A 20,337-nucleotide genomic window follows, 5' to 3' on the forward strand; every position below is an offset into this window, starting at 1 on the left:
TGCACCACGAAAGAGGGGCCGGCGCGATGGCCGACCCCGTCATTCCGATCCTGTGCGGGAGGGGATCAGAATTTCATCACATAGGCCGCGTTGATCACCCAAGGGTCGATCTTGACGGTGCCGATGGGCGCGCCGCCCACCTTCACGTCGGTCTCGATGTCGATGTAGCGCACGTCGAAGCGGAACGCCGATTTCTCGTTGATCGCCACGTCCACACCCGCGTGCAGCGCAAGGCCCCAGGAATCGTCGAGGCTGACCGGCACGCCCGCGAGCGCGCCCTTGCCCGTGTCGTCGAAGAAGTAGGTGTAGTTGATGCCAGCGCCGACAAAGGGAGTGACGCCGCTCTTGTTGGTGAAGTGGTATTGCAGCGACAGGGTGGGCGGCAGGTGCTTGGTCTCGGCCACCTTGCCGGCACCCGCGAGGTTGATGTCGTGCTGGAACGGCCACGACGCGAGCAGTTCGACACCGATATTGTCGGCGACAAAATATTCCACCGTGAGCGTCGGGCGCAGGTTGCCATCGACATCAATGCTGCCAGCCGCGGTGGTGGAACTGCGCGTGGGCTCGACCCAGCCGAGGCCGAGGCCGAGGGTGAAATCGCCCTGCGATTGCGCGAGCGCCGGGGCGGCGGGCGCGCTCATGAGGGCGGCGAGGGTGAGGGCGGTGATCTTTTTCATGGTCTGTCCACTCTTGTTTTGACGCCGCTCGGTATGGACCGGCCGCGGCCCGGTCACATTGACGTGAATCAAATTCGCCCCGTCCTGCCGCACTGCGGCATAATTGCAACACGCGACCTGACACAGGAGGTGCAGCCATGCGTCTGACATCATCGGCGCTGCCGTCATCCGAGGCGTTCCGGGCCAACCGTGACGCCCATCTCGAGGCGCTGCGCGAGGTCGAAGAGGCCGCCGTGGCCGCGGCCGAGGGGGGCGGCCAGGCGGCGCGCGAGCGGCACAAGGCGCGCGGCAAGATGTCCCCCCGCGCGCGGGTCGCGGGTCTGCTCGATCCCGGCAGCCCGTTCCTGGAGGTCGGGGCCACCGCGGCGCACGGTCTTTATGACGGGGTCGCGCCCTGCGCGGGCGTGATTGCCGGGGTGGGCCGCGTGCAGGGGCGTGACTGCATGATCGTGTGCAACGACGCCACGGTGAAGGGCGGCACCTATTACCCGATGACGGTCAAGAAACACCTGCGCGCGCAGGAGATCGCCGAGGAATGTCACCTGCCATGCATCTACCTGGTCGATTCGGGTGGCGCGAACCTGCCCAACCAGGACGAGGTGTTCCCCGACCGCGACCATTTCGGGCGCATCTTCTACAACCAGGCGCAGATGAGCGCCAAGGGGATCGCGCAGATCGCCGTGGTGATGGGAAGCTGCACCGCCGGAGGGGCCTATGTGCCCGCGATGTCCGATGTCACGATCATCGTGCGCGATCAGGGCACGATCTTTCTGGCCGGTCCGCCCCTGGTCAAGGCGGCGACAGGCGAGGTCGTGACAGCCGAGGACCTGGGCGGTGGTGACGTACACACGCGGCTGTCGGGTGTGGCGGATTACCTGGCCGAGGACGACGCGCACGCGCTGGCGCTGGCGCGGCGCGCCGTGGGCAATCTGGGCGGTGGGCTGGCCCCCGTCCGGGGGTGGCAGACGCCCGAGGAGCCCGCCTACGATCCAGAGGAAATCCTCGGCGTGGTGCCGGCCGATTTGCGCACGCCCTACGATATCCGCGAGGTCATCGCGCGGCTGGTCGACGGCTCGTATTTCGACGAGTTCAAGGCCCGCTTTGGCGAGACGCTGGTTTGCGGCTTTGCCCATGTGAAGGGATGCCCGGTGGGGATCGTCGCCAACAATGGCGTGCTGTTCTCCGAATCGGCCTCCAAGGGCGCGCATTTCGTCGAACTGTGCAGCCAGCGGCGCACGCCCCTGGTGTTCCTGCAGAATATCACCGGCTTCATGGTCGGGCGCAAATACGAGAACGAGGGCATCGCCCGGCACGGGGCCAAGATGGTGACGGCGGTGGCGACAACCTCTGTGCCGAAGATCACCATGCTGGTGGGGGGCTCTTTCGGCGCGGGCAATTACGGCATGGCGGGGCGGGCCTATCAGCCGCGCTTCCTGTGGACCTGGCCCAATTCCCGCATCTCGGTAATGGGCGGCGCTCAGGCGGCGGGGGTTCTGGCCACGGTCAAGCGCGACGCGATGGAAAAGCGCGGCGAGCATTGGTCGGCGGAGGACGAAGAGGCGTTCAAGCGCCCGACGGTGGAGATGTTCGAGCGGCAGGCGCACCCGCTCTATGCCTCGGCGCGGCTGTGGGATGACGGGATCATCGACCCGCGCAAGAGCCGGGATGTGCTCGGGCTATCCCTGCGCGCGGCGCTGAATGCCCCGGTGGAGGAGACGCGCTTCGGCGTGTTCCGGATGTGAGGGTGGTGATGTCGGAATCTGGATATTTTTGGCAAGATGAAGCAAGGGGCGCGGGCCATGTTTGAACGTATCCTGATCGCCAACCGGGGCGAGATCGCATGCCGGGTGACGCGCACGGCACAGGCGATGGGCGTCGAGGTGGTGGCGGTCTATTCCGATGCCGACCGCGCCGCCGCGCATGTGGCGATGGCGGACCGGGCGGTGCATATCGGCGGGTCGGCGCCTGCCGACAGCTATCTCAAGGGCGATGCGATCATCGCGGCAGCGCTGGAGACGGGGGCCGAGGCGATCCATCCCGGATATGGCTTCCTGAGCGAGAACCCCGATTTCGTCGAGGGGGTGGAGGCGGCGGGGCTGACCTTCATCGGCCCATCGGCGCAGGCAATCCGGGCGATGGGGCTCAAGGACGCCGCCAAGACCCTGATGGAGGAGGCGGGCGTGCCGGTGGTGCCGGGCTATCACGGCAGCAATCAGGACCCCGAGCGTCTGGCGGGGGCGGCCGAGGCCATCGGCTACCCGGTGCTCATCAAGGCCGTCGCGGGCGGCGGCGGCAAGGGGATGCGGCTGGTGGAGCGCGCCGGGGATTTCACCGATGCGCTGGACAGCGCGCGGGGCGAGGCACGCACCGCCTTTGGCAACGCCGACGTTCTGATCGAGAAGTTCGTGGAAAAGCCGCGCCATATCGAGGTGCAGGTGTTCGGCGACGGCAGACGCGCGGTGCATCTTTTCGAGCGCGACTGCTCGCTTCAGCGGCGCCATCAAAAGGTGATCGAGGAGGCCCCCGCGCCGGGCATGACACCCGAGATGCGCGCGGCGATGGGGCAGGCCGCCGTGCGCGCCGCCGAGGCCATCGGCTACACGGGGGCGGGCACCGTGGAGTTCATCGTCGATGGCTCGGACGGGCTGCGCCCCGACGGGTTCTGGTTCATGGAGATGAACACGCGCCTGCAGGTCGAGCATCCGGTAACCGAGGCGATCACCGGTGTGGACCTCGTCGAATGGCAGTTGCGCGTGGCGGCGGGCGAGGGGCTGCCCGCGCGACAGGAGGATCTGACGATCACCGGCCATGCCTTCGAGGCGCGGCTCTATGCCGAGGATGTGCCAAAGGGGTTCCTGCCCGCGACGGGGCGGCTGACGCACCTCGCGTTTCCGGACGGGGCCCGCGCCGATAGCGGCGTGCGGGCGGGCGACGAGATCAGCCCGTTCTACGACCCGATGATCGCCAAGCTGGTCGCCCACGGCCCGAGCCGCGCGGTCGCGCTGCGTCGGATGGCGCGCGCGCTGGAGCGCACCGAGGTGGCAGGCACGGTGACCAACCTTGCCTTTCTCGGCGCGCTCGCGCGGCATGCGGGGTTCGCGGCGGGAGACGTGGATACCGGGCTGATCGCACGGGATATCGACGCGCTGGTCGTGCCGCCCGCACCGGGCCCGCGCGAGATCGCGCTGGCGGCGGTGGCGGGGCTGGGCCTCATGCACGAGGCGCCACCGGAGGCCGGGTTCGCCCTGTGGCAGCCGCTGGAACGCACGGTAACGCTACTCCACGCGGGCGAGGAAATCGTGCTGCGCCTCGCGACGCTGTCGGCGGAGGCCCATGACGTGACGGTGGGCGGAGTCTGCGTTGCGGTGCGGCGCGTGGAGGGGCAATGGCAGCTTGAAGGTTCGTTCGCGCCGCAGGCGGCCGTGGACGGCGCGCGGATCACCGTCTTTGCGCAGTACGGGCTGCGCTTCGAATTGGTCGATCCGCTGGCGCGCGAGGGCGCGGCGGGGGGCGATGCCGCGCTCGTCGAGGCGCCGATGCCGGGGCTGGTGAAGGCGGTGCTGGCGCGGGCCGGGCAGACCGTCAACAAAGGCGACCGGCTGGCGGTGCTGGAGGCGATGAAGATGGAGCACAGCCTGCTGGCTGCGCGCGATGGCGTGGTGGGCGAGGTCCTGGTGGCCGCGGGCGACCAGGTGTCGGCGGGCGCGGCGCTGATCCGGCTGGAGGAAGAGGCATGATCCGCCTGCACCATGTGCCGCTGGCGCGCTCGCTGCGGGTGATGTGGCTGCTGGAGGAGCTGGGGCTCGGCTACGAAGTGGCGTATTACTCGATCCGCGACGGCTCGTTGCGCGCGCCCGACTTCCTCGCGCTGTCGCCCGCCGGGCGGGTGCCGGTGCTGGAGCATCATGGTGCGGTCTGGGTCGAGAGCGGGGCCATCGTGCAGATGCTGTGCGAGACCTACAGCGAGGCAGGGCTGATGCCACCGCCGGGACATGCCGAGCGCGCGCGGTTTCTGGAGGTGCTGAGCCTGTCCGAGACGGTGGGATGCCTGTTGGAGAATCTCAACCTCAATCAGGTGTTCCTGCGCCCACCCGCGCGCCCCTCGGCCACGGTGGTGAAGCTGCTCAATGCCCGGCTGCGGGCGGCCCTGGCAGCGATGGAGGCGCGGATGGAGGGCGATCACCTGTTGCCCTCGGGTTTCTCGGCGGCGGATATCATGTTCGCCTACGGGTTCGAGCTGGCGCGCTATTACGTCGATCTGGACCAATACCCGCGCCTGATGGCCTATTGGGATGGCTTGCGCGCGCGCCCCGCCTATCAGAGGGCTAAGGCGCGGGACGGCGAGCAGGACATCTACGCGCAGGAGTTCTATCCCGTGCCGGAGGAGGGGTGATGGCCGAGAGTGTTGAAATCTTCGAAGTCGGTCCGCGCGACGGGCTGCAGAACGAGGCCGCCCGGATCGCCACGCGCGACAAGATCGCGCTGGTGGATTGCCTGAGCGAGGCGGGCTTTGCCCGGATCGAGGTGGCGAGTTTCGTCAGCCCCAAATGGGTGCCGCAGATGGCCGATTCCGGCGAGGTGCTGCGCGGCATCCGGCGGGCACCGGGGGTGCGCTATGCCGCGCTCACACCCAATATGCGGGGGCTCTCGGATGCGCTCGAGGCGGGGGCCGACGAGGTGGCGATCTTCGGCTCGGCATCCGAGGGGTTCTCGAAGGCCAATATCAACGCCACCATCGAGGAAAGCCTCGCACGCTTTGCCCCCGTCACCGAGGCGGCGGGGGCCGAGGGGCTGCGCGTGCGCGGTTATGTCTCCTGCGTGGTGGAATGCCCCTATGACGGGCCGGTTGACCCCGCGCAGGTGGCGCAGGTGGCAGAGAGCCTGTGGCAGATGGGCTGCTATGAGATCAGCCTCGGCGACACCATCGGGCGGGGCACGCCCGAGGCGGTGGACGCGATGCTCGCGGCGGTGATGGACGTGGTGCCGGTGGATCGGCTCGCCGGGCATTTCCACGACACCTCGGGCCGCGCGCTCGACAATATCGAGGCGGCGCTGGCGCGCGGGGTGCGGGTGTTCGACGCCGCCGTCGGGGGCCTGGGTGGCTGTCCCTATGCGCCCGGTGCGGCGGGCAACGTGGCCACAGAGGCGGTGCAGGAGCGGCTGGCGGCCCTGGGTTACCAGACCGGGCTCGACCGCGAGGTGCTGGTGCGCGCCGCCGCGATGGCGCGGGCGCTGCGGGGCGAGGGGCAAAAATCTTGAAAAGATTTCTCCCAAATTCCTTTTGAAGAGATTTGGCGCAAGAAGGAGAGGGCATGACCGAGACCATCACCATCGATGCTGACACGCGCGGCGTGGCCACGCTCTGGCTCGACCGGGCCGAGAAGCACAACGCCATGTCGGCGCAGATGATCGCCGAGTTGCACAGGGCGGCGCGGGACCTCGGCGCCGATGACGGCGTGCGGGCCGTGGTGCTGGCAGCAAGGGGCCGCACGTTCTGCGCCGGTGGCGATTTGGGCTGGATGCGGGCACAGTTCGACTCCGAGCCGGAGCCCCGGTCGAAAGAGGCCGCGAAGCTGGCGCACATGCTTCAGGCGCTCAATACCCTGCCCAAGCCCCTGATCGGGCGGGTGCATGGCAATGCCTTTGGCGGTGGTATCGGGCTGATGAGCGTGTGCGACGTGGTGATCGGGGTAGAGGGCGCGCAGTTCGCGCTTACCGAGACGCGGCTGGGGCTTATCCCGGCCACCATTGGGCCATACGTGGCCGCGCGCATGGGCGAGGCAAAGGCCCGGCGCGTTTTCATGTCGGGCCGCCGGTTCGACGCGGACGAGGCGGTGGCGCTCGGCCTCTTGGCGCGGGCGGTGTCCGAGAGTGACCTCGATGCGGCCGTCGAGCAAGAGGTCGCGCCCTACCTCTCCTGCGCGCCGGGGGCCGTGGCGCGGGCCAAGGCGCTGCTGCGCGGCTTCGGGCCGCGCATCAACGACGCGGTGATCGAGGGCACCATCGCGGCCCTGGCCGAGACGTGGGCCGGGGACGAGGCCCCCGAGGGCATCGCCGCCTTTTTCGAGCGCCGCACACCGGGCTGGCAGCAGGAGTGAGTCGCGGCCCTTGCCGCGGCGCGGCAAGGCGCGGTCCGGTTTTCGGACCAATTGCGGCACAAAGCCGCATACCATCGCATACAAACCCCAAGATTCCACCTCCCCGGGCTTGCAAACCGGCGCGGCTTCGGTTGACCGGGCAGAGGGGCACGTTTAAACCCGGAGCATATGCAGCCAACTTGATGCGCGCGGGGCCGCGCATGAAAGGAGCCATCCCGTGGAAGAGATGCTGAGGGAATATCTCCCGATCCTGGTCCTTCTCGCGGTCGCCATCGGCCTGGGGCTCGTCCTGATCCTCGCCGCCGTGGTGCTCGCCGTACGCCATCCCGATCCCGAGAAGGTGAGCGCCTATGAATGCGGTTTCAACGCCTTTGACGATGCGCGGATGAAGTTCGACGTACGGTTCTATCTCGTGTCGATCCTGTTCATCATATTTGACCTTGAGATTGCCATGCTATTTCCTTGGGCAGTCGCGTTTCAGGACCTCAGCATGGCGGCCTTCTGGTCGATGATGGTGTTCCTGGCGGTCCTGACCGCAGGCTTTGCCTATGAATGGCGCAAAGGAGCGATGGAATGGCAGTAAAAGATCGTGACGACGCGCTCGTGACAGAGACCCAGGGGCTGGGCGAACAGAGCCCCCGGATCAAATCCGGGCCGTCGAGCCTCGCACCGGCCGAAGCGTATGATGCCGGCAAGGAGCTCGACCCTGCCTCGCAGGCGCTCAATGCCGAATTGCAGGACAAGGGATTCCTCGTCACCTCGACCGAGGATATCATCAACTGGGCGCGTACCGGCAGCCTGCACTGGATGACCTTTGGTCTGGCCTGCTGCGCGGTGGAGATGATGCACTCCTCCATGCCGCGCTATGACCTCGAGCGCTACGGCACCGCGCCGCGCGCCAGCCCGCGGCAGTCCGATCTCATGATCGTGGCCGGGACGCTGACCAACAAGATGGCGCCCGCGCTGCGCAAGGTCTATGACCAGATGCCCGAGCCGCGCTATGTCATCTCGATGGGATCGTGTGCCAATGGCGGCGGCTACTACCACTACAGCTACAGCGTCGTGCGCGGCTGTGACCGGATCGTGCCGGTGGATATCTACGTGCCCGGCTGCCCGCCCACGGCAGAGGCGCTGGTCTACGGGATCATGCAGTTGCAGCGCAAAATCCGCCGGACGGGGACGATCGTGAGATGAGCAAGCAACTCAAGGAACTGGGCGAGTATATCGAGACCAAGCGCGCCGATTGCGTGCTGGGCTGGCAGATCGCGCATGGCGAGATCACCGTCGATGTGGCCCCCTCGAACATCGCCGGGCTGGCGGAGTTTCTTAAGACCGATCAGAACTGCGCCTTTTCCACGCTGGTGGACATCACCGCCGTGGACTGGCCCGAGCGGCCCAAGCGGTTCGACGTGGTCTATCACCTGCTCAGCATGTACCAGAACCACCGCATCCGCCTGCGCGTGGCGGTCCGCGAAGAGGACATGATCCGCTCGCTCTGCGGGGTCTATCCGGCGGCCAACTGGTTCGAGCGCGAGGTGTTCGACATGTTTGGCATCATCTTTACCGGCCACCCCGACCTGCGCCGCATCCTTACCGACTACGGCTTTCGCGGCTACCCGTTGCGCAAGGATTTCCCGACCACGGGCTATACCGAGGTGCGCTATGACGAGGTGCAAAAGCGCGTCGTCTACGAGCCGGTCAGACTGGTGCAGGAATACCGGCAATTCGATTTCATGTCGCCCTGGGAGGGCGCCGACTACATCCTTCCCGGCGACGAGAAGGAGGATGCGTCATGATGGGCGGAGGCTATGGAATGGGTGGCGGCGGTTTGATCTTCATGCTGATCTTCGCGGTGCTCGTCGTGGTGCCCTTCTGGCGGCTGCTGCCGAAATTCGGCATCCCCAACTGGGTGTCGGTGGCGGCGATCATCCCGCTGGGGGCGCTGATCCTGCTGTGGGTGATGGCATTCCGCGACAAGCTTGACGGAGGGCGCAAGTAATGGACGGCTCCAAAGGCTTCGAAGACGCCCTCACGGGCGAGCAGAAGATCCGCAACTTCAACATCAACTTCGGCCCGCAACACCCTGCTGCGCATGGCGTTCTGCGGCTTGTGCTAGAGCTTGACGGCGAGCTGGTCGAGCGTTGCGACCCGCATATCGGCCTGCTACATCGCGGCACTGAAAAGCTGATGGAGAGCCGCACCTACCTCCAGAACCTGCCCTATTTCGACCGGCTCGACTATGTCGCGCCGATGAACCAGGAACATGCCTGGTGTCTCGCCATCGAACGTCTCACCGGCGTCGAGGTGCCGCGCCGCGCGAGCCTCATTCGCGTGCTCTATTCTGAGATCGGGCGCATCCTAAACCACCTCCTGAACGTCACCACACAGGCGATGGACGTGGGCGCGCTCACCCCGCCGCTCTGGGGCTTCGAAGAGCGCGAAAAGCTGATGATCTTCTACGAGCGGGCCTGTGGCGCGCGGCTGCACGCGGCCTATTTCCGCCCCGGCGGTGTCCACCAGGACCTGCCGCCGGAATTGCTCGACGATATCGAGACCTGGGCCAACGAGTTCCCCAAGGTGATCGACGATATCGACGGCCTGCTCACCGAGAACCGCATCTTCAAGCAGCGCAACGTCGATATCGGCGTCGTCAGCCAGCAGGAGGCGCTCGACTGGGGTTTTTCCGGCGTGATGGTGCGCGGCAGCGGCATGGCGTGGGATCTGCGCCGCGCGCAGCCCTACGAATGCTATGACGAGTTCGACTTCCTCGTGCCGGTGGGCAAGAACGGCGATTGCTTCGACCGCTACCTCGTGCGGATGGAAGAGATGCGCCAGAGCCTGCGGATCATACACCAGTCCATCGAGAAGCTTCGCGCCCCCGAAGGGCAGGGTGACATCCTCGCCCGGGGCAAGGTGACCCCGCCCAAGCGCGGCGAGATGAAGCGCTCGATGGAGGCGCTGATCCATCACTTCAAGCTCTATACCGAAGGATTCCACGTGCCCGAAGGCGAGGTTTATGCCGCGGTCGAGGCGCCCAAGGGCGAATTTGGCGTCTACCTCGTGGCCGACGGCACCAACCGGCCCTATCGGGCAAAGCTGCGCGCACCGGGCTTTCTGCACCTGCAGGCGATGGACCATGTCGCCAAGGGGCACCAGCTGGCCGACGTGGCGGCATTGATCGGCACGCTGGACATCGTGTTCGGGGAGGTCGACAGGTGATCGAGCTGGGCCGTCTGAGCGCGGGGCTGGCCGGGGTCGGGGGAGTCTCGCTCGCGGTACTTGGCCTTTCCGTCCTGCGCGATCCGGCCTCGGGTTTGCGGCTGGCCGGTCACCGCGCCGAAAACCTGCCGCAGGTCATGGCCAATCGCTACCTCGCTCTTGCCGTGCTGGCGGTTCTGGCAATGCTGCATGGCGACGCGGGCGTGATTGCCGCGCTGTTCGGGGTGCTGGGCCTGATGGGCCTGCACGACGCCACGATCTATGCCCGCGCCGGGCATGGCTGGGGCCGCCACGCGGCGGCCGGTTGCGCGGCGTTTGCCGTGGCGGGGCTTGCGTGGCTCGCCCGGGCCGGGGGGATATGAGGGTGCTGCGCCCCGCGATCCCGCTCTGCGCGCTCGGCGTGCTTGTGGCCTGCGCCGCGCCGCCGCCGGGCACCACGCAGGAGGATGCGGCGCGTTTTGACGCCTCGGCCGGGAGCCTTGGCTGCACCCTGCGCGACGAGGGCGATTACCTGGCCATGGAGATCCAGACCGGGCTGGCGCGCCAGCAGCTTCTGGACCTCGCGGCCTATCGACTGTCCACCGGGGGCGCCGAGCGGCTGCCCGACGGGGGCGTGAAACTGACCACAGGAGCCTGTGCCTGAGATGCTACGCCGTCTTTACCATGAGCAGCCCGAGAGCTTTGCCTTCACCCCGGCCAATCAGGCTTGGGCCGAGGCGCAGATCACCAAGTATCCCTCAGGGCGACAGGCGAGCGCGATCATCCCGCTGCTGTGGCGCGCACAAGAGCAGGAGGGTTGGCTGAGCCGTCCGGCGATCGAGCACATTGCCGCAATGCTGGACATGGCCTATATCCGCGCGCTCGAGGTGGCGACCTTCTACTTCATGTTCCACCTGCATCCCGTCGGTGCGGTCGCGCATTTCCAGATTTGCGGCACCACGCCCTGCATGCTGTGCGGCTCCGAAGACCTTATCGCCGTGTGCCGCGACAAGATCGCCCCGGAGCCGTTCCAGCTCTCGGAGGATGGCAAATTCTCGTGGGAAGAGGTCGAATGCCTGGGCGCGTGTTCCAACGCGCCGATGGCGCAGGTCGGCAAGGATTACTACGAGGATCTCACGCCCGAGGGCTTTGCCGGGCTGATCGACGCCATGTCGGCGGGCGAGGTGCCGCTGCCGGGCCCGCAGAACGGGCGCTATGCGAGCGAGCCGGCATCCGGCCTCACCAGCCTCAAGGAATTTGAGAGCGGACGCGCGCAATTCAATGCCAGCGTCCAGCTTGCCGCCGATCAACGCGACACGATCAAACGCATCGACGGCAGCGAGGTGCCGCTCACCGCGCCGTGGCACGACCTCGGGGCCAATCACGCGCCGGCGCCGTCGTCGGTGGCGCTCAACGAGGAACCGGTGAAGATCACCGCGAAGGGGGCAACGCCCAAGGCCGCCGCGCCCAAGCCGGAGCTAAAGGCCGCCGCCCCCAAGCCCGCAGAGCCCGCGCCAGCGAAAACCGAGACCGCGCCCGAGGCGGGCACACGCCCCGAGGCGCTCGATGCCCCGCGCGACGGCAAGGCCGACGATCTCAAGAAGATCAAGGGCGTGGGGCCCAAGCTGGAAACGCTGTGCAACGAGATGGGCTTCTACCATTTCGACCAGATCGCGAACTGGACCGAGGCCGAGGTCGCCTGGGTCGATGACAATCTCAAGGGGTTCAAGGGCCGCGTGAGCCGCGACGCTTGGGTCGAGCAGGCCAAATTGCTGGCCGAGGGCAAGGAGACGGAGTTCTCCACCCGGGTCAAGAAGGGCGAGGTCTACTGACCGCGTCTTAATTGATAACCAACGGGGGAAACGCACATGTCCGATACGTCCAAACTGAGCACTTGCCAGATCGTCTGCTGGGGTCTTTCGGGCCTCGTCGGCCTCATTGTTCTGTGGGCGGCGACCGGCGCGGTCGGCTTCCTCGCGGCGCTGCTTCTGGCGATCGCCTTGGCGGCGTTGCTGGGGCTGGCCTCCACGCGGCTGGTCTGCACCGGCGACAAGGCGTCCGTTGCCGAGGCGGACGCGGCCCCCACACCCGAACCGGCCCCCAGACCCGAACCCGCCCCCGCCCCCGAACCGGCCCCCGCCGCCGAACCGACGGCGAGCGCGGCCACGGCCGAGCCGCCGGCGCAGCCCGAGGCCCCCGCCACGGCGGTGCGCTCGGGTACGACGCTCTCGGGCGAAGAGGAACTGGCGTCGCGCAAGGGCGAATGGCGCTACGAGGGTGGAGCCGCGGCACAGTCCGATGCCGCCCGCCCCGAGGCGCTCGACGCACCGCGCGATGGCAAGGCCGATGATCTCAAGAAGATCAAGGGCGTGGGGCCCAAGCTGGAAAAGGTCTGCAACGAGCTGGGTTTCTACCATTTCGACCAGATCGCGAACTGGACCGAGGCCGAGGTCGCCTGGGTCGATGACAATCTCAAGGGGTTCAAGGGCCGCGTGAGCCGCGATAACTGGGTGGAACAGGCGAAAACCCTTGCCGCGGGGGGCGAGACCGAGTTCTCGACCCGGGTGGGCAAGGGCGATGTTTACTGAGCATGAGGAAAGATGCCGCAGCAGGATGCAGAAATCGCGCGCAAGGGGCGGCTGGCCGCGCTGGTGATCGCGGGCACGGGGATCTTCTGGATCCTCGCCACGCTCATCGGCGGCGGGTTGGGGCTCGACCAACGGGTGCGCGCGCTGTTCGACCTGATGGCGCTGGGCGGCTTCGTCTTCGCGCTCGTGCTCATCTATCAACTCTGGCGGATGCGTCAGGGCAACCGGAGGTAACGGGATGCTGAAAGACGAAGACCGTATCTTTACCAATCTCTACGGGATGCACGATCGCAGCCTCAAGGGCGCGATGGCCCGTGGCCATTGGGATGGAACGGCAAAAATCCTTCAGAACGGACGGCAATGGATCGTCGATCAGATGAAGGCGAGCGGGCTGCGCGGGCGCGGCGGCGCGGGCTTTCCAACCGGGCTCAAGTGGTCCTTCATGCCCAAGGAAAGCGACGGGCGCCCGGCCTATCTGGTGGTCAATGCCGACGAATCCGAGCCCGGCACCTGCAAGGACCGCGAGATCATGCGCCATGATCCGCACACGCTGATCGAGGGCTGCCTGATCGCGAGCTTCGCGATGAACGCCCATGCCTGCTATATCTACATCCGCGGTGAATATATCCGCGAGCGCGAGGCGCTTCAGGTCGCCATCGACGAGGCCTACGAGGCCGGGCTCATCGGTCGTAACGCGTGTAAATCAGGCTGGGATTTCGACCTCTACCTGCATCATGGCGCGGGCGCCTATATCTGCGGCGAGGAAACGGCGCTGCTGGAATCTCTGGAGGGCAAGAAGGGGATGCCCCGGATGAAGCCGCCCTTTCCGGCGATGGCCGGGGTCTATGGCTGCCCAACCACCGTCAACAACGTCGAATCCATCGCCGTCGCGCCCACCATCCTGCGGCGCGGCCCGGAATGGTTCGCGGGCTTCGGGCGGGCCAACAATGCCGGCACCAAGATTTTTGCGATCTCGGGGCATGTGAACCACCCCTGCGTCGTCGAGGAGGAGATGTCGATTTCCTTCGAGGAACTGATCGACCGCCATTGCGGCGGTATCCGCGGCGGCTGGGACAACCTCAAGGCGGTGATCCCCGGCGGCTCGTCGGTGCCGTGCGTGCGCGGCGAGCACATGCGCGATGCGATCATGGATTTCGACCACCTGCAGAAAGAGCTGAAATCCGGCCTCGGCACGGCGGCAGTGATCGTGATGGACCAGTCCACCGACATCATCAAGGCGATCTGGCGGCTGGCGAAGTTCTACAAGCACGAAAGCTGCGGGCAATGCACGCCGTGCCGCGAGGGCACCGGCTGGATGATGCGGGTGATGGACCGGCTGGTGCGCGGCGAGGCGGGTGTCGAAGAGATCGACATGCTGTTCGAGGTGTCCAAGCAGGTCGAGGGTCACACGATCTGTGCGCTGGGCGATGCTGCGGCTTGGCCCATCCAGGGCCTTATCCGCAACTTCCGCGACGAAATCGAGGATCGCATCCGCGCCCGCGAGCGTGGTCGCACATCGGCGGTGGCGGCGGAATGAGGCACGCGGGCAAATACCGGCTTGGGGCCGTGGCGCTGCTTGCGCTTGCTCTCGTGGCAGGGTGTACCGAGCGCAAGGAGCGTGTGCTCTTCGATGGCAATTACTACCCTGGCAAGGCACGTGGCGAGCGGGAAGATCGCCGCGATTTCACCGCCACGGTGCGCCGCGCCGGGCGCGGCATCGAGGGCGCGCAAAAGGCCGCGGTTCATGAGGCGACGCGCTATTGTATCGAGAATTTCGGCACGTCCGAGATCGTCTGGTCCGGTGTAGCCGAGGGGCAGGAGGGGCCGGTCTATGCCCGCTCCGGGGATCGTCTGTCGGTATCGGGGCGCTGTATCATATGGAAGTAATCCGTTGCATACCCGCGGCCCCGCGCGCCTGTTATTGCATGACCGGCCGCCGCGCACCCATCTGTGGGGCATACGGGCGGGCCTTCACGGTCCGTGCCCGCCGGACAGGCGAAAGGAGACAGGCCATGCGCATGACAGGTACGGGACTGGCCGCGCTCGCGGTGGCGGCAATGGTGCCCGCGGCGAGCGCGGCGTCGCTGGCGCAGGAGACGGACATCAACGATGCGCTGTTCGAGATCGCGGTCGCCAACGAGATCCGCAAGGAATGCGACAGCATCAGCCCGCGCATCTTTACCGCGATCGGGCGGATGAACGCGCTCAAGGCCGAGGCACGGCGGCGCGGCTATTCGAACGCCGAGATCGACGCCTACGTGAACGACAAGGCCGAGAAGCAAAAGATGCGCGCGCGGCGCAACGAATATATCCGGGCGCAGGGCGCGGTCCCCGATGACGGGCCGAGCCTGTGCGCGCTGGGCGAGAGCGAAATCTCGAAGCAGAGCCGGATCGGCGCGCTTCTGGTAGCAAGGTAAGGACTGATGGCTGACCTACGCAAGATCATCATCGACGGGCAGGAAGTCGAGGTCGAGGGCGCGATGACCCTCATCCAGGCTTGCGAGCAGGTGGGGGTGGAAATTCCGCGCTTCTGCTACCACGAGCGGCTGTCGATCGCCGGCAACTGCCGGATGTGCCTCGTCGAGGTACAGCCCGGCCCACCGAAACCGGCCGCAAGCTGCGCGATGCAGGTCAAGGACATGCGCCCCTTCCCCGATGGCAGCCCGCCGCAGGTCTTGACCAAATCGCCGATGGTGAAAAAGGCGCGCGAGGGGGTGATGGAGTTCCTGCTCATCAACCATCCGCTCGATTGCCCGATCTGCGATCAGGGCGGCGAATGCGATCTTCAGGATCAGGCAGTGGCCTATGGAGTCGATTTCTCGCGCTTCCGCGAGCCCAAGCGCGCCACCGAGGATCTCGACCTCGGTCCGCTGGTCGAGACGCACATGACGCGCTGCATCTCCTGCACCCGCTGCGTGCGCTTCACCACCGAGGTGGCGGGCCTGCATGTCATGGGCCAGACGGGTCGCGGTGAGGATGCGGAGATCACGGCCTACCTGGGCGAGACGCTGGACAGCAACCTTCAGGGCAACATCATCGACCTGTGCCCGGTGGGCGCGCTGGTGTCCAAGCCCTATGCCTTTACCGCGCGGCCGTGGGAGCTGACCAAGACCGAGACCATCGACGTGATGGACGCGCTGTGCAGTAGTATCCGCGTCGATACCAAGGGCCGCGAAGTCATGCGCATCCTGCCGCGCAACCACGACGGCGTGAACGAGGAATGGATTTCCGACAAGACGCGCTTCGTCTGGGACGGGCTGCGCCGTCAGCGGCTCGACAAGCCCTACATCCGCGAGGATGGTCGACTGCGTCCCGCCACCTGGCCCGAGGCGCTGGGCGCGGCCGCCAAGGCGATCAAGGGGGCGTCGAAGCTCACCGGCCTGGTGGGCGATCTGGCCCCGGTCGAGGCCGCGTTCTCGCTCAAGTCGCTGGTCGAGGGGCGCGGCGGCGTGGTCGAGTGCCGCACCGACGACGCGCAACTGCCCGCCGGAAACCGCTCCGGCTATGCCGGCACCGCGCGGATCGAGGAAATCGACACGGCGAAGCACATCACCCTCATCGGCACGGACCCCTGCACAGAGGCGCCGGTTCTGGGCGCGCGTATCCGCAAGGCGTGGCTCGCCGGGGCCGAGGTGATCCATGTCGGCCAACCGGCAGACCTGACCTTCGAGGCCACGCAGATGGGCGCGCGCAACAAGTTCCTCGCGCGGCTCGTCAAGGACGCGACCCCGACCGAGGGCGCGCTGGTCATCGTCGGACAGGGCGCGCTGCGCGGGCCGGGCGGCGCGGCGGCGCTCAGCCATGCCATGCAACTGGCCGAGACGCAGGGCGCGGGCCTGCTGGTGCTGCATACGGCGGCGGGCCGGGTCGGCGCGATGGACGTGGATGCCACCTGCGAGGGCGGGATCGACGCGGCGCTCGACGGCGCCGACGTGGTCTACAACCTCGGTGCCGACGAGATCGACATTCCCGCCGGGGCCTTTGCCATCTACCAGGGCAGCCACGGTGACCGCGGCGCGCACCGCGCCGACGTGATCCTGCCGGCGGCGGCCTGGACCGAGGAGCAGGGCCTCTTCGTCAACACCGAAGGCCGCCCGCAGCTTGCCCTGCGCTCCGGCCACCCGCCGGGCGATGCCAAGGAGAACTGGGCGATCCTGCGCGCGCTCTCGGGCGAGCTGGACAGCACCCTGCCGTGGGACAGCCTCGCGCAGCTTCGTCAGGCGCTGGTGGCAGAGGTGCCGCACCTTTCGCGCATCGACCAGGTGCCGGAAAACGACTGGCAGCCGGTTCCTGCCGCCGAACTCGGGGCAGGGCAACTGGAGGCCGCGATCGCGGATTTCTACCTGACCAACCCGATCGCGCGCGCCAGCGAACTGATGGCGGAGTTGAGCGCCAATGCCAAGGCGCGCCGCGAGCGACCGGTGGCGGCGGAGTGAGAATGGCGGCGGTGCTCATATCCGCGCTGGCCCTGTCGGGCTGTGCCGAGGGCGACGCCGAGCCCGTCTTCGCGCCCGTCTATGACGGAATCGAGACGGGGCTTCTGGATGGTGACCTCGTGAATTTCCGGGTCGCCATGCGCGGGGCGCGCGACGAGGCCGATGTCGAGCGCTATGCCGAGTGCGCCGCCGCGCAATACGCGCTCATCCGCGGCTACGGTTTTGCGCGCCATGTGCGTACCCTCGTGACCGAAGAGGGTGGAATCTGGCGCGGCGATGCGATTTACACGATCTCGGCGGCGCTGCCGCGCGGATTGAGGACGATCGACGCCCAAGTGACAGCCGCCAATTGCGCGGAAAACGGAATACCGATGGTGTGAGGACAAGGACCCAATGGCTGAATTCTTGACAACCCCGTTCGGCACCTTCGTGCTGATCCTCGCGCAGTGCCTTGCCGTGGTCGGCTTCGTCATGGTGTCGCTGCTGTTCCTCGTCTACGGCGATCGCAAGATCTGGGCGGCGGTGCAGATGCGGCGGGGGCCCAACGTGGTGGGCGTGTTCGGTCTGCTTCAGACGGTCGCCGACGCGCTCAAATACGTGGTCAAGGAAGTGGTCGTGCCCGCCGGTGCCGACAAGACGGTGTTCATGCTGGCGCCGCTTACCTCCTTCGTGCTGGCGGTACTCGCCTGGGCGGTGATCCCGCTCAACGAGGGCTGGGTGCTGTCCGACATCAACGTGGCGATCCTCTTTGTCTTCGCCGTCTCGTCGTTGGAGGTCTACGGCGTCATCATGGGCGGCTGGGCCTCGAACTCCAAGTATCCGTTCCTCGGCAGCCTGCGTTCGGCGGCGCAGATGATCTCTTACGAGGTGTCGCTCGGGCTCATCATCATCGGCGTCATCATCTCGACTGGCTCGTTGAATTTCGGCGCCATCGTGGCGGCGCAGGATACCGCCTACGGCTTCTTTGGGTGGTACTGGCTGCCGCACCTGCCGATGGTGTTCCTGTTCTTCATCTCCGCGCTGGCCGAAACCAACCGGCCGCCCTTTGATTTGCCCGAGGCCGAATCCGAGCTGGTGGCGGGCTATCAGGTGGAATATTCCGCGACGCCCTTCCTTTTGTTCATGGCCGGTGAATACATCGCCATCTTCCTGATGTGCGCGCTCACTTCGCTCTTGTTCTTCGGTGGCTGGCTGTCGCCGATTCCGGGCCTGCCCGACGGGGTTGTGTGGATGATCGCCAAGATGGCGTTCTTCTTCTTCCTCTTCGCGATGGTCAAGGCGATCACCCCGCGCTACCGCTACGATCAGCTCATGCGCATCGGCTGGAAGGTGTTCCTGCCGCTGTCGCTCGGCTGGGTCGTGATCGTGGCGTTCCTCGCGAAATTCGAAGTGTTCGGCGGGTTCTGGGCCCGCTGGGCGATTGGAGGCTGATCCATGACGCAGATCGACTATAACCGCGCCGCCGGGTACTTCCTGCTCAAGGATTTCTTCGTGGGCTTCAAGCTGGGCTTGAAATACTTCTTCGCGCCCAAGGCGACGCTCAACTACCCGCATGAGAAGGGGCCGCTCTCGCCCCGGTTCCGTGGCGAGCACGCGCTGCGCCGCTACCCTAACGGCGAGGAGCGGTGCATCGCCTGCAAGCTGTGCGAGGCGATCTGCCCCGCGCAGGCGATCACCATCGATGCCGAGCCGCGCGACGACGGCAGCCGCCGCACCACGCGCTATGACATCGACATGACGAAATGCATCTATTGCGGCTTCTGCCAGGAGGCGTGCCCGGTGGATGCCATCGTCGAGGGCCCGAATTTCGAATTCGCCACCGAGACCCGCGAAGAGCTGTTCTACGACAAGGCAAAGCTGCTTGCGAACGGCGACCGCTGGGAGGCCGAAATCGCCCGCAACCTCGAACTGGATGCACCCTACCGATGAGCGATTCCAGCAACCCCTTCGAGATGATGATGCGGCAGGCGCAGGAGATGGCCAAGGCCGTGAATCCCGCGCTCGAGAGCTTTTCGCCCAAGGGGTTCGAGAAGCTGTGGCCGACCATGCCCAAGGAATTCATGGAGATGAGTTTCGGTCGGGGCCTCAGCAAGGAGGGGCTTGACGCCAAGACGCGGCTGCTGCTCACGCTCGCGGGGCTGACCATGCTGGGCGCACAGAGCGACACGCAGATCCGCCTCACCGTGCGCCACGCGCTCGAGGCGGGCGCGACCAAGGAAGAGATCGCCGAGACCATCGCCCAGATGGCGATGTTTGCCGGCGTGCCCTCGATGACCCGGGCGATGGATTTCGCCCGCGAGGTGATGGACGAGGACGACGAGAAAGGATCGGAAAAATGACGATTGCGGCGATGTCCTTTTATCTCTTCGCCACGGCGCTGCTTGCCGGGGGGCTGTTGACCGTCATCAGCCGCAACCCCGTGCATTCGGTGCTGTGGCTGATCCTGTCGTTCATCAGCGCGGCGGGGCTCTTCGTGCTTCTGGGCGCGGAATTCGTGGCGATGCTGCTCATCATCGTCTACGTCGGCGCAGTGGCGGTGTTGTTCCTCTTCGTGGTGATGATGCTCGACGTGGATTTTGCCGAGTTGAAGGCGGAGATGGCGAAATATATGCCGCTGGCGCTGCTGATCGGGGTGATCTTGCTGATGCAGCTCGGGCTGGTCTTCGGCAACTGGCAGATGGCCGATGGCGCGATGGACGCGCGCGCGGCGGTGACACCCGATGGCGTGCAGAACACGGCGGCGCTCGGGATGCTGCTCTACGACACGTATTTCATCCTGTTCCAGCTCGCCGGGCTGATCCTGCTGGTGGCGATGATCGGCGCGATCGTGCTGACGCTGCGCCACCGCGAAGGGGTCAAGCGGCAGGACGTGCTGACGCAGATGTACCGCGACCCCGCCAAGGCGATGGAGTTGAAGGACGTGCGACCGGGGCAGGGCCTCTGACCGCCGCGTGAGCGGATAGATACCATGCGGGGCGCACATGCCTTGCGGGACCAAAGACGACAATCGGGCAATGGCCCGGGGGGACAGACATGATCGGACTTGAACATTACCTGACGGTGGCCGCCGCGCTCTTCGTCATCGGCATCTTCGGCCTCTTTCTCAACCGAAAGAACGTGATCGTGCTGCTGATGTCGATCGAGCTGATGCTGCTGTCGGTCAACGTCAACCTCGTCGCCTTCTCCGCCCACCTGGGCGATCTGGTGGGGCAGGTCTTCACCCTCTTCGTGCTGACCGTCGCCGCCGCCGAGGCGGCCATTGGCCTCGCGATCCTCGTGTGCTTCTTCCGCAACCGCGGGACCATCGCCGTCGAAGACGTCAACGTGATGAAAGGCTGAT

The 20,337-nt window shown here is 66.5% G+C and carries 26 protein-coding genes; 25 read left to right on the forward strand and 1 reads right to left on the reverse strand.

Translation table 11 applies throughout. From position 1 onward, the window contains the following. Positions 1-65 precede the first annotated feature (65 nt). Positions 66-677 carry an OmpW family outer membrane protein gene (locus C6W92_RS11585; protein ID WP_104019169.1) on the reverse strand — a complete coding sequence of 204 codons (612 nt, stop codon included), beginning with the start codon at positions 675-677 and terminating at the stop codon, positions 66-68. A gap of 137 nt (positions 678-814) precedes the next feature. On the opposite strand from C6W92_RS11585, the gene C6W92_RS11590 reads away from it, so the two are divergent. From C6W92_RS11590 to nuoK, 25 genes are all read left to right on the forward strand, one after another. Beyond that, positions 815-2,419, forward strand: a complete 1,605-nt coding sequence (locus C6W92_RS11590; protein ID WP_129433293.1) for a carboxyl transferase domain-containing protein — start codon at positions 815-817, stop codon at positions 2,417-2,419. A gap of 57 nt (positions 2,420-2,476) precedes the next feature. After that, entirely contained in the window at positions 2,477-4,414 is a 1,938-nt protein-coding gene (locus tag C6W92_RS11595; protein ID WP_129433296.1) for an acetyl/propionyl/methylcrotonyl-CoA carboxylase subunit alpha, read from the forward strand. After that, positions 4,411-5,070 carry a glutathione S-transferase gene (locus C6W92_RS11600; protein ID WP_129433298.1) on the forward strand — a complete coding sequence of 220 codons (660 nt, stop codon included), beginning with the start codon at positions 4,411-4,413 and terminating at the stop codon, positions 5,068-5,070. Before C6W92_RS11595 ends, C6W92_RS11600 begins: the two co-directional genes overlap by 4 nt. Then, positions 5,070-5,936 carry a hydroxymethylglutaryl-CoA lyase gene (locus C6W92_RS11605; protein WP_129433301.1) on the forward strand — a complete coding sequence of 289 codons (867 nt, stop codon included), beginning with the start codon at positions 5,070-5,072 and terminating at the stop codon, positions 5,934-5,936. Before C6W92_RS11600 ends, C6W92_RS11605 begins: the two co-directional genes overlap by 1 nt. Positions 5,937-5,989: 53 nt before the next feature. Further along, entirely contained in the window at positions 5,990-6,775 is a 786-nt protein-coding gene (locus C6W92_RS11610) for a crotonase/enoyl-CoA hydratase family protein (protein WP_129433304.1), read from the forward strand. A 217-nt stretch (positions 6,776-6,992) separates the two neighbouring features. Continuing rightward, positions 6,993-7,358, forward strand: coding sequence for an NADH-quinone oxidoreductase subunit A (locus tag C6W92_RS11615; RefSeq protein ID WP_104018769.1), 366 nt, complete (start codon positions 6,993-6,995; stop codon positions 7,356-7,358). Then, the gene (locus C6W92_RS11620; RefSeq protein WP_241691146.1) at positions 7,349-7,969 is read left to right on the forward strand and encodes an NADH-quinone oxidoreductase subunit B; all 621 of its coding nucleotides are present in this window, start codon (positions 7,349-7,351) and stop codon (positions 7,967-7,969) included. Before C6W92_RS11615 ends, C6W92_RS11620 begins: the two co-directional genes overlap by 10 nt. Next, positions 7,966-8,571, forward strand: coding sequence for an NADH-quinone oxidoreductase subunit C (locus C6W92_RS11625; protein ID WP_129433306.1), 606 nt, complete (start codon positions 7,966-7,968; stop codon positions 8,569-8,571). The genes C6W92_RS11620 and C6W92_RS11625 overlap by 4 nt, the downstream gene beginning before the upstream one ends. Next, a complete protein-coding gene (locus tag C6W92_RS11630; protein ID WP_241691147.1) occupies positions 8,568-8,774 on the forward strand; it encodes a hypothetical protein in 207 nt (68 codons plus the stop codon). The genes C6W92_RS11625 and C6W92_RS11630 overlap by 4 nt, the downstream gene beginning before the upstream one ends. Then, on the forward strand, positions 8,774-9,994 hold the full coding sequence (locus tag C6W92_RS11635) for an NADH-quinone oxidoreductase subunit D (RefSeq protein ID WP_129433309.1): 1,221 nt from the start codon (positions 8,774-8,776) through the stop codon (positions 9,992-9,994). The genes C6W92_RS11630 and C6W92_RS11635 overlap by 1 nt, the downstream gene beginning before the upstream one ends. Beyond that, the gene (locus tag C6W92_RS11640) at positions 9,991-10,356 is read left to right on the forward strand and encodes a hypothetical protein (RefSeq protein WP_129433312.1); all 366 of its coding nucleotides are present in this window, start codon (positions 9,991-9,993) and stop codon (positions 10,354-10,356) included. The genes C6W92_RS11635 and C6W92_RS11640 overlap by 4 nt, the downstream gene beginning before the upstream one ends. Beyond that, positions 10,353-10,637: a hypothetical protein gene (locus tag C6W92_RS11645; protein ID WP_129433315.1), complete on the forward strand. Its 285-nt coding sequence runs from the start codon at positions 10,353-10,355 to the stop codon at positions 10,635-10,637. Before C6W92_RS11640 ends, C6W92_RS11645 begins: the two co-directional genes overlap by 4 nt. Position 10,638: 1 nt before the next feature. Then, positions 10,639-11,805 carry an NADH-quinone oxidoreductase subunit E gene (locus C6W92_RS11650; RefSeq protein ID WP_129433318.1) on the forward strand — a complete coding sequence of 389 codons (1,167 nt, stop codon included), beginning with the start codon at positions 10,639-10,641 and terminating at the stop codon, positions 11,803-11,805. 36 nt (positions 11,806-11,841) lie between these two features. Next, positions 11,842-12,561 (forward strand): NADH:ubiquinone oxidoreductase, encoded by a 720-nt coding sequence (locus C6W92_RS11655; RefSeq protein ID WP_129433321.1) that lies wholly within the window; start codon positions 11,842-11,844, stop codon positions 12,559-12,561. Between the two features lie 12 nt (positions 12,562-12,573). Beyond that, entirely contained in the window at positions 12,574-12,795 is a 222-nt protein-coding gene (locus tag C6W92_RS11660) for a DUF5337 domain-containing protein (RefSeq protein WP_129433326.1), read from the forward strand. Positions 12,796-12,799: 4 nt separating this feature from the next. Further along, complete coding sequence (nuoF, locus tag C6W92_RS11665; RefSeq protein WP_129433330.1) at positions 12,800-14,098, forward strand: NADH-quinone oxidoreductase subunit NuoF; 1,299 nt, start codon at positions 12,800-12,802, stop codon at positions 14,096-14,098. Next, the gene (locus C6W92_RS11670) at positions 14,095-14,448 is read left to right on the forward strand and encodes a hypothetical protein (protein ID WP_129433333.1); all 354 of its coding nucleotides are present in this window, start codon (positions 14,095-14,097) and stop codon (positions 14,446-14,448) included. The genes nuoF and C6W92_RS11670 overlap by 4 nt, the downstream gene beginning before the upstream one ends. A gap of 125 nt (positions 14,449-14,573) precedes the next feature. After that, entirely contained in the window at positions 14,574-14,978 is a 405-nt protein-coding gene (locus tag C6W92_RS11675; protein ID WP_129433336.1) for a DUF5333 domain-containing protein, read from the forward strand. A gap of 6 nt (positions 14,979-14,984) precedes the next feature. Then, positions 14,985-16,997 carry an NADH-quinone oxidoreductase subunit NuoG gene (gene nuoG, locus C6W92_RS11680; protein WP_129433338.1) on the forward strand — a complete coding sequence of 671 codons (2,013 nt, stop codon included), beginning with the start codon at positions 14,985-14,987 and terminating at the stop codon, positions 16,995-16,997. Positions 16,998-16,999: 2 nt separating this feature from the next. Further along, positions 17,000-17,377: a hypothetical protein gene (locus C6W92_RS11685; protein ID WP_104018781.1), complete on the forward strand. Its 378-nt coding sequence runs from the start codon at positions 17,000-17,002 to the stop codon at positions 17,375-17,377. 13 nt (positions 17,378-17,390) lie between these two features. After that, entirely contained in the window at positions 17,391-18,428 is a 1,038-nt protein-coding gene (gene nuoH / locus C6W92_RS11690) for an NADH-quinone oxidoreductase subunit NuoH (RefSeq protein ID WP_129433340.1), read from the forward strand. A gap of 3 nt (positions 18,429-18,431) precedes the next feature. Next, complete coding sequence (gene nuoI, locus C6W92_RS11695) at positions 18,432-18,926, forward strand: NADH-quinone oxidoreductase subunit NuoI (RefSeq protein WP_129433344.1); 495 nt, start codon at positions 18,432-18,434, stop codon at positions 18,924-18,926. Next, positions 18,923-19,336, forward strand: a complete 414-nt coding sequence (locus C6W92_RS11700) for a carboxymuconolactone decarboxylase family protein (protein ID WP_129433348.1) — start codon at positions 18,923-18,925, stop codon at positions 19,334-19,336. The genes nuoI and C6W92_RS11700 overlap by 4 nt, the downstream gene beginning before the upstream one ends. Continuing rightward, positions 19,333-19,941, forward strand: a complete 609-nt coding sequence (locus C6W92_RS11705) for an NADH-quinone oxidoreductase subunit J (RefSeq protein ID WP_129433351.1) — start codon at positions 19,333-19,335, stop codon at positions 19,939-19,941. Before C6W92_RS11700 ends, C6W92_RS11705 begins: the two co-directional genes overlap by 4 nt. Positions 19,942-20,030: 89 nt before the next feature. Then, positions 20,031-20,336, forward strand: a complete 306-nt coding sequence (gene nuoK, locus C6W92_RS11710) for an NADH-quinone oxidoreductase subunit NuoK (protein WP_129433354.1) — start codon at positions 20,031-20,033, stop codon at positions 20,334-20,336. Position 20,337: the final 1 nt, after the last annotated feature.

Source organism: Roseovarius sp. A46 (genome assembly GCF_004126395.1).
GTDB lineage: Bacteria > Pseudomonadota > Alphaproteobacteria > Rhodobacterales > Rhodobacteraceae > Roseovarius > Roseovarius nitratireducens.

Excerpts from the sequence above, each read along its gene's own strand:
- C6W92_RS11650 (WP_129433318.1), top strand. The coding sequence starts at position 10,639 with ATGCTACGCCGTCTTTACCATGAGCAGCCCGAGAGCTTTGCCTTCACC.
- nuoK (WP_129433354.1), top strand. The coding sequence starts at position 20,031 with ATGATCGGACTTGAACATTACCTGACGGTGGCCGCCGCGCTCTTCGTC.
- C6W92_RS11675 (WP_129433336.1), top strand. The coding sequence starts at position 14,574 with ATGCGCATGACAGGTACGGGACTGGCCGCGCTCGCGGTGGCGGCAATG.
- C6W92_RS11590 (WP_129433293.1), top strand. The coding sequence starts at position 815 with ATGCGTCTGACATCATCGGCGCTGCCGTCATCCGAGGCGTTCCGGGCC.
- C6W92_RS11705 (WP_129433351.1), top strand. The coding sequence starts at position 19,333 with ATGACGATTGCGGCGATGTCCTTTTATCTCTTCGCCACGGCGCTGCTT.
- C6W92_RS11605 (WP_129433301.1), top strand. The coding sequence starts at position 5,070 with ATGGCCGAGAGTGTTGAAATCTTCGAAGTCGGTCCGCGCGACGGGCTG.
- C6W92_RS11620 (WP_241691146.1), top strand. The coding sequence starts at position 7,349 with ATGGCAGTAAAAGATCGTGACGACGCGCTCGTGACAGAGACCCAGGGG.
- C6W92_RS11600 (WP_129433298.1), top strand. The coding sequence starts at position 4,411 with ATGATCCGCCTGCACCATGTGCCGCTGGCGCGCTCGCTGCGGGTGATG.
- nuoF (WP_129433330.1), top strand. The coding sequence starts at position 12,800 with ATGCTGAAAGACGAAGACCGTATCTTTACCAATCTCTACGGGATGCAC.
- nuoI (WP_129433344.1), top strand. The coding sequence starts at position 18,432 with ATGACGCAGATCGACTATAACCGCGCCGCCGGGTACTTCCTGCTCAAG.
- C6W92_RS11630 (WP_241691147.1), top strand. The coding sequence starts at position 8,568 with ATGATGGGCGGAGGCTATGGAATGGGTGGCGGCGGTTTGATCTTCATG.
- C6W92_RS11685 (WP_104018781.1), top strand. The coding sequence starts at position 17,000 with ATGGCGGCGGTGCTCATATCCGCGCTGGCCCTGTCGGGCTGTGCCGAG.
- nuoH (WP_129433340.1), top strand. The coding sequence starts at position 17,391 with ATGGCTGAATTCTTGACAACCCCGTTCGGCACCTTCGTGCTGATCCTC.
- C6W92_RS11595 (WP_129433296.1), top strand. The coding sequence starts at position 2,477 with ATGTTTGAACGTATCCTGATCGCCAACCGGGGCGAGATCGCATGCCGG.
- C6W92_RS11645 (WP_129433315.1), top strand. The coding sequence starts at position 10,353 with ATGAGGGTGCTGCGCCCCGCGATCCCGCTCTGCGCGCTCGGCGTGCTT.
- C6W92_RS11670 (WP_129433333.1), top strand. The coding sequence starts at position 14,095 with ATGAGGCACGCGGGCAAATACCGGCTTGGGGCCGTGGCGCTGCTTGCG.
- C6W92_RS11635 (WP_129433309.1), top strand. The coding sequence starts at position 8,774 with ATGGACGGCTCCAAAGGCTTCGAAGACGCCCTCACGGGCGAGCAGAAG.
- C6W92_RS11655 (WP_129433321.1), top strand. The coding sequence starts at position 11,842 with ATGTCCGATACGTCCAAACTGAGCACTTGCCAGATCGTCTGCTGGGGT.
- C6W92_RS11625 (WP_129433306.1), top strand. The coding sequence starts at position 7,966 with ATGAGCAAGCAACTCAAGGAACTGGGCGAGTATATCGAGACCAAGCGC.
- C6W92_RS11660 (WP_129433326.1), top strand. The coding sequence starts at position 12,574 with ATGCCGCAGCAGGATGCAGAAATCGCGCGCAAGGGGCGGCTGGCCGCG.
- C6W92_RS11585 (WP_104019169.1), bottom strand. The coding sequence starts at position 677 with ATGAAAAAGATCACCGCCCTCACCCTCGCCGCCCTCATGAGCGCGCCC.
- C6W92_RS11700 (WP_129433348.1), top strand. The coding sequence starts at position 18,923 with ATGAGCGATTCCAGCAACCCCTTCGAGATGATGATGCGGCAGGCGCAG.
- nuoG (WP_129433338.1), top strand. The coding sequence starts at position 14,985 with ATGGCTGACCTACGCAAGATCATCATCGACGGGCAGGAAGTCGAGGTC.
- C6W92_RS11610 (WP_129433304.1), top strand. The coding sequence starts at position 5,990 with ATGACCGAGACCATCACCATCGATGCTGACACGCGCGGCGTGGCCACG.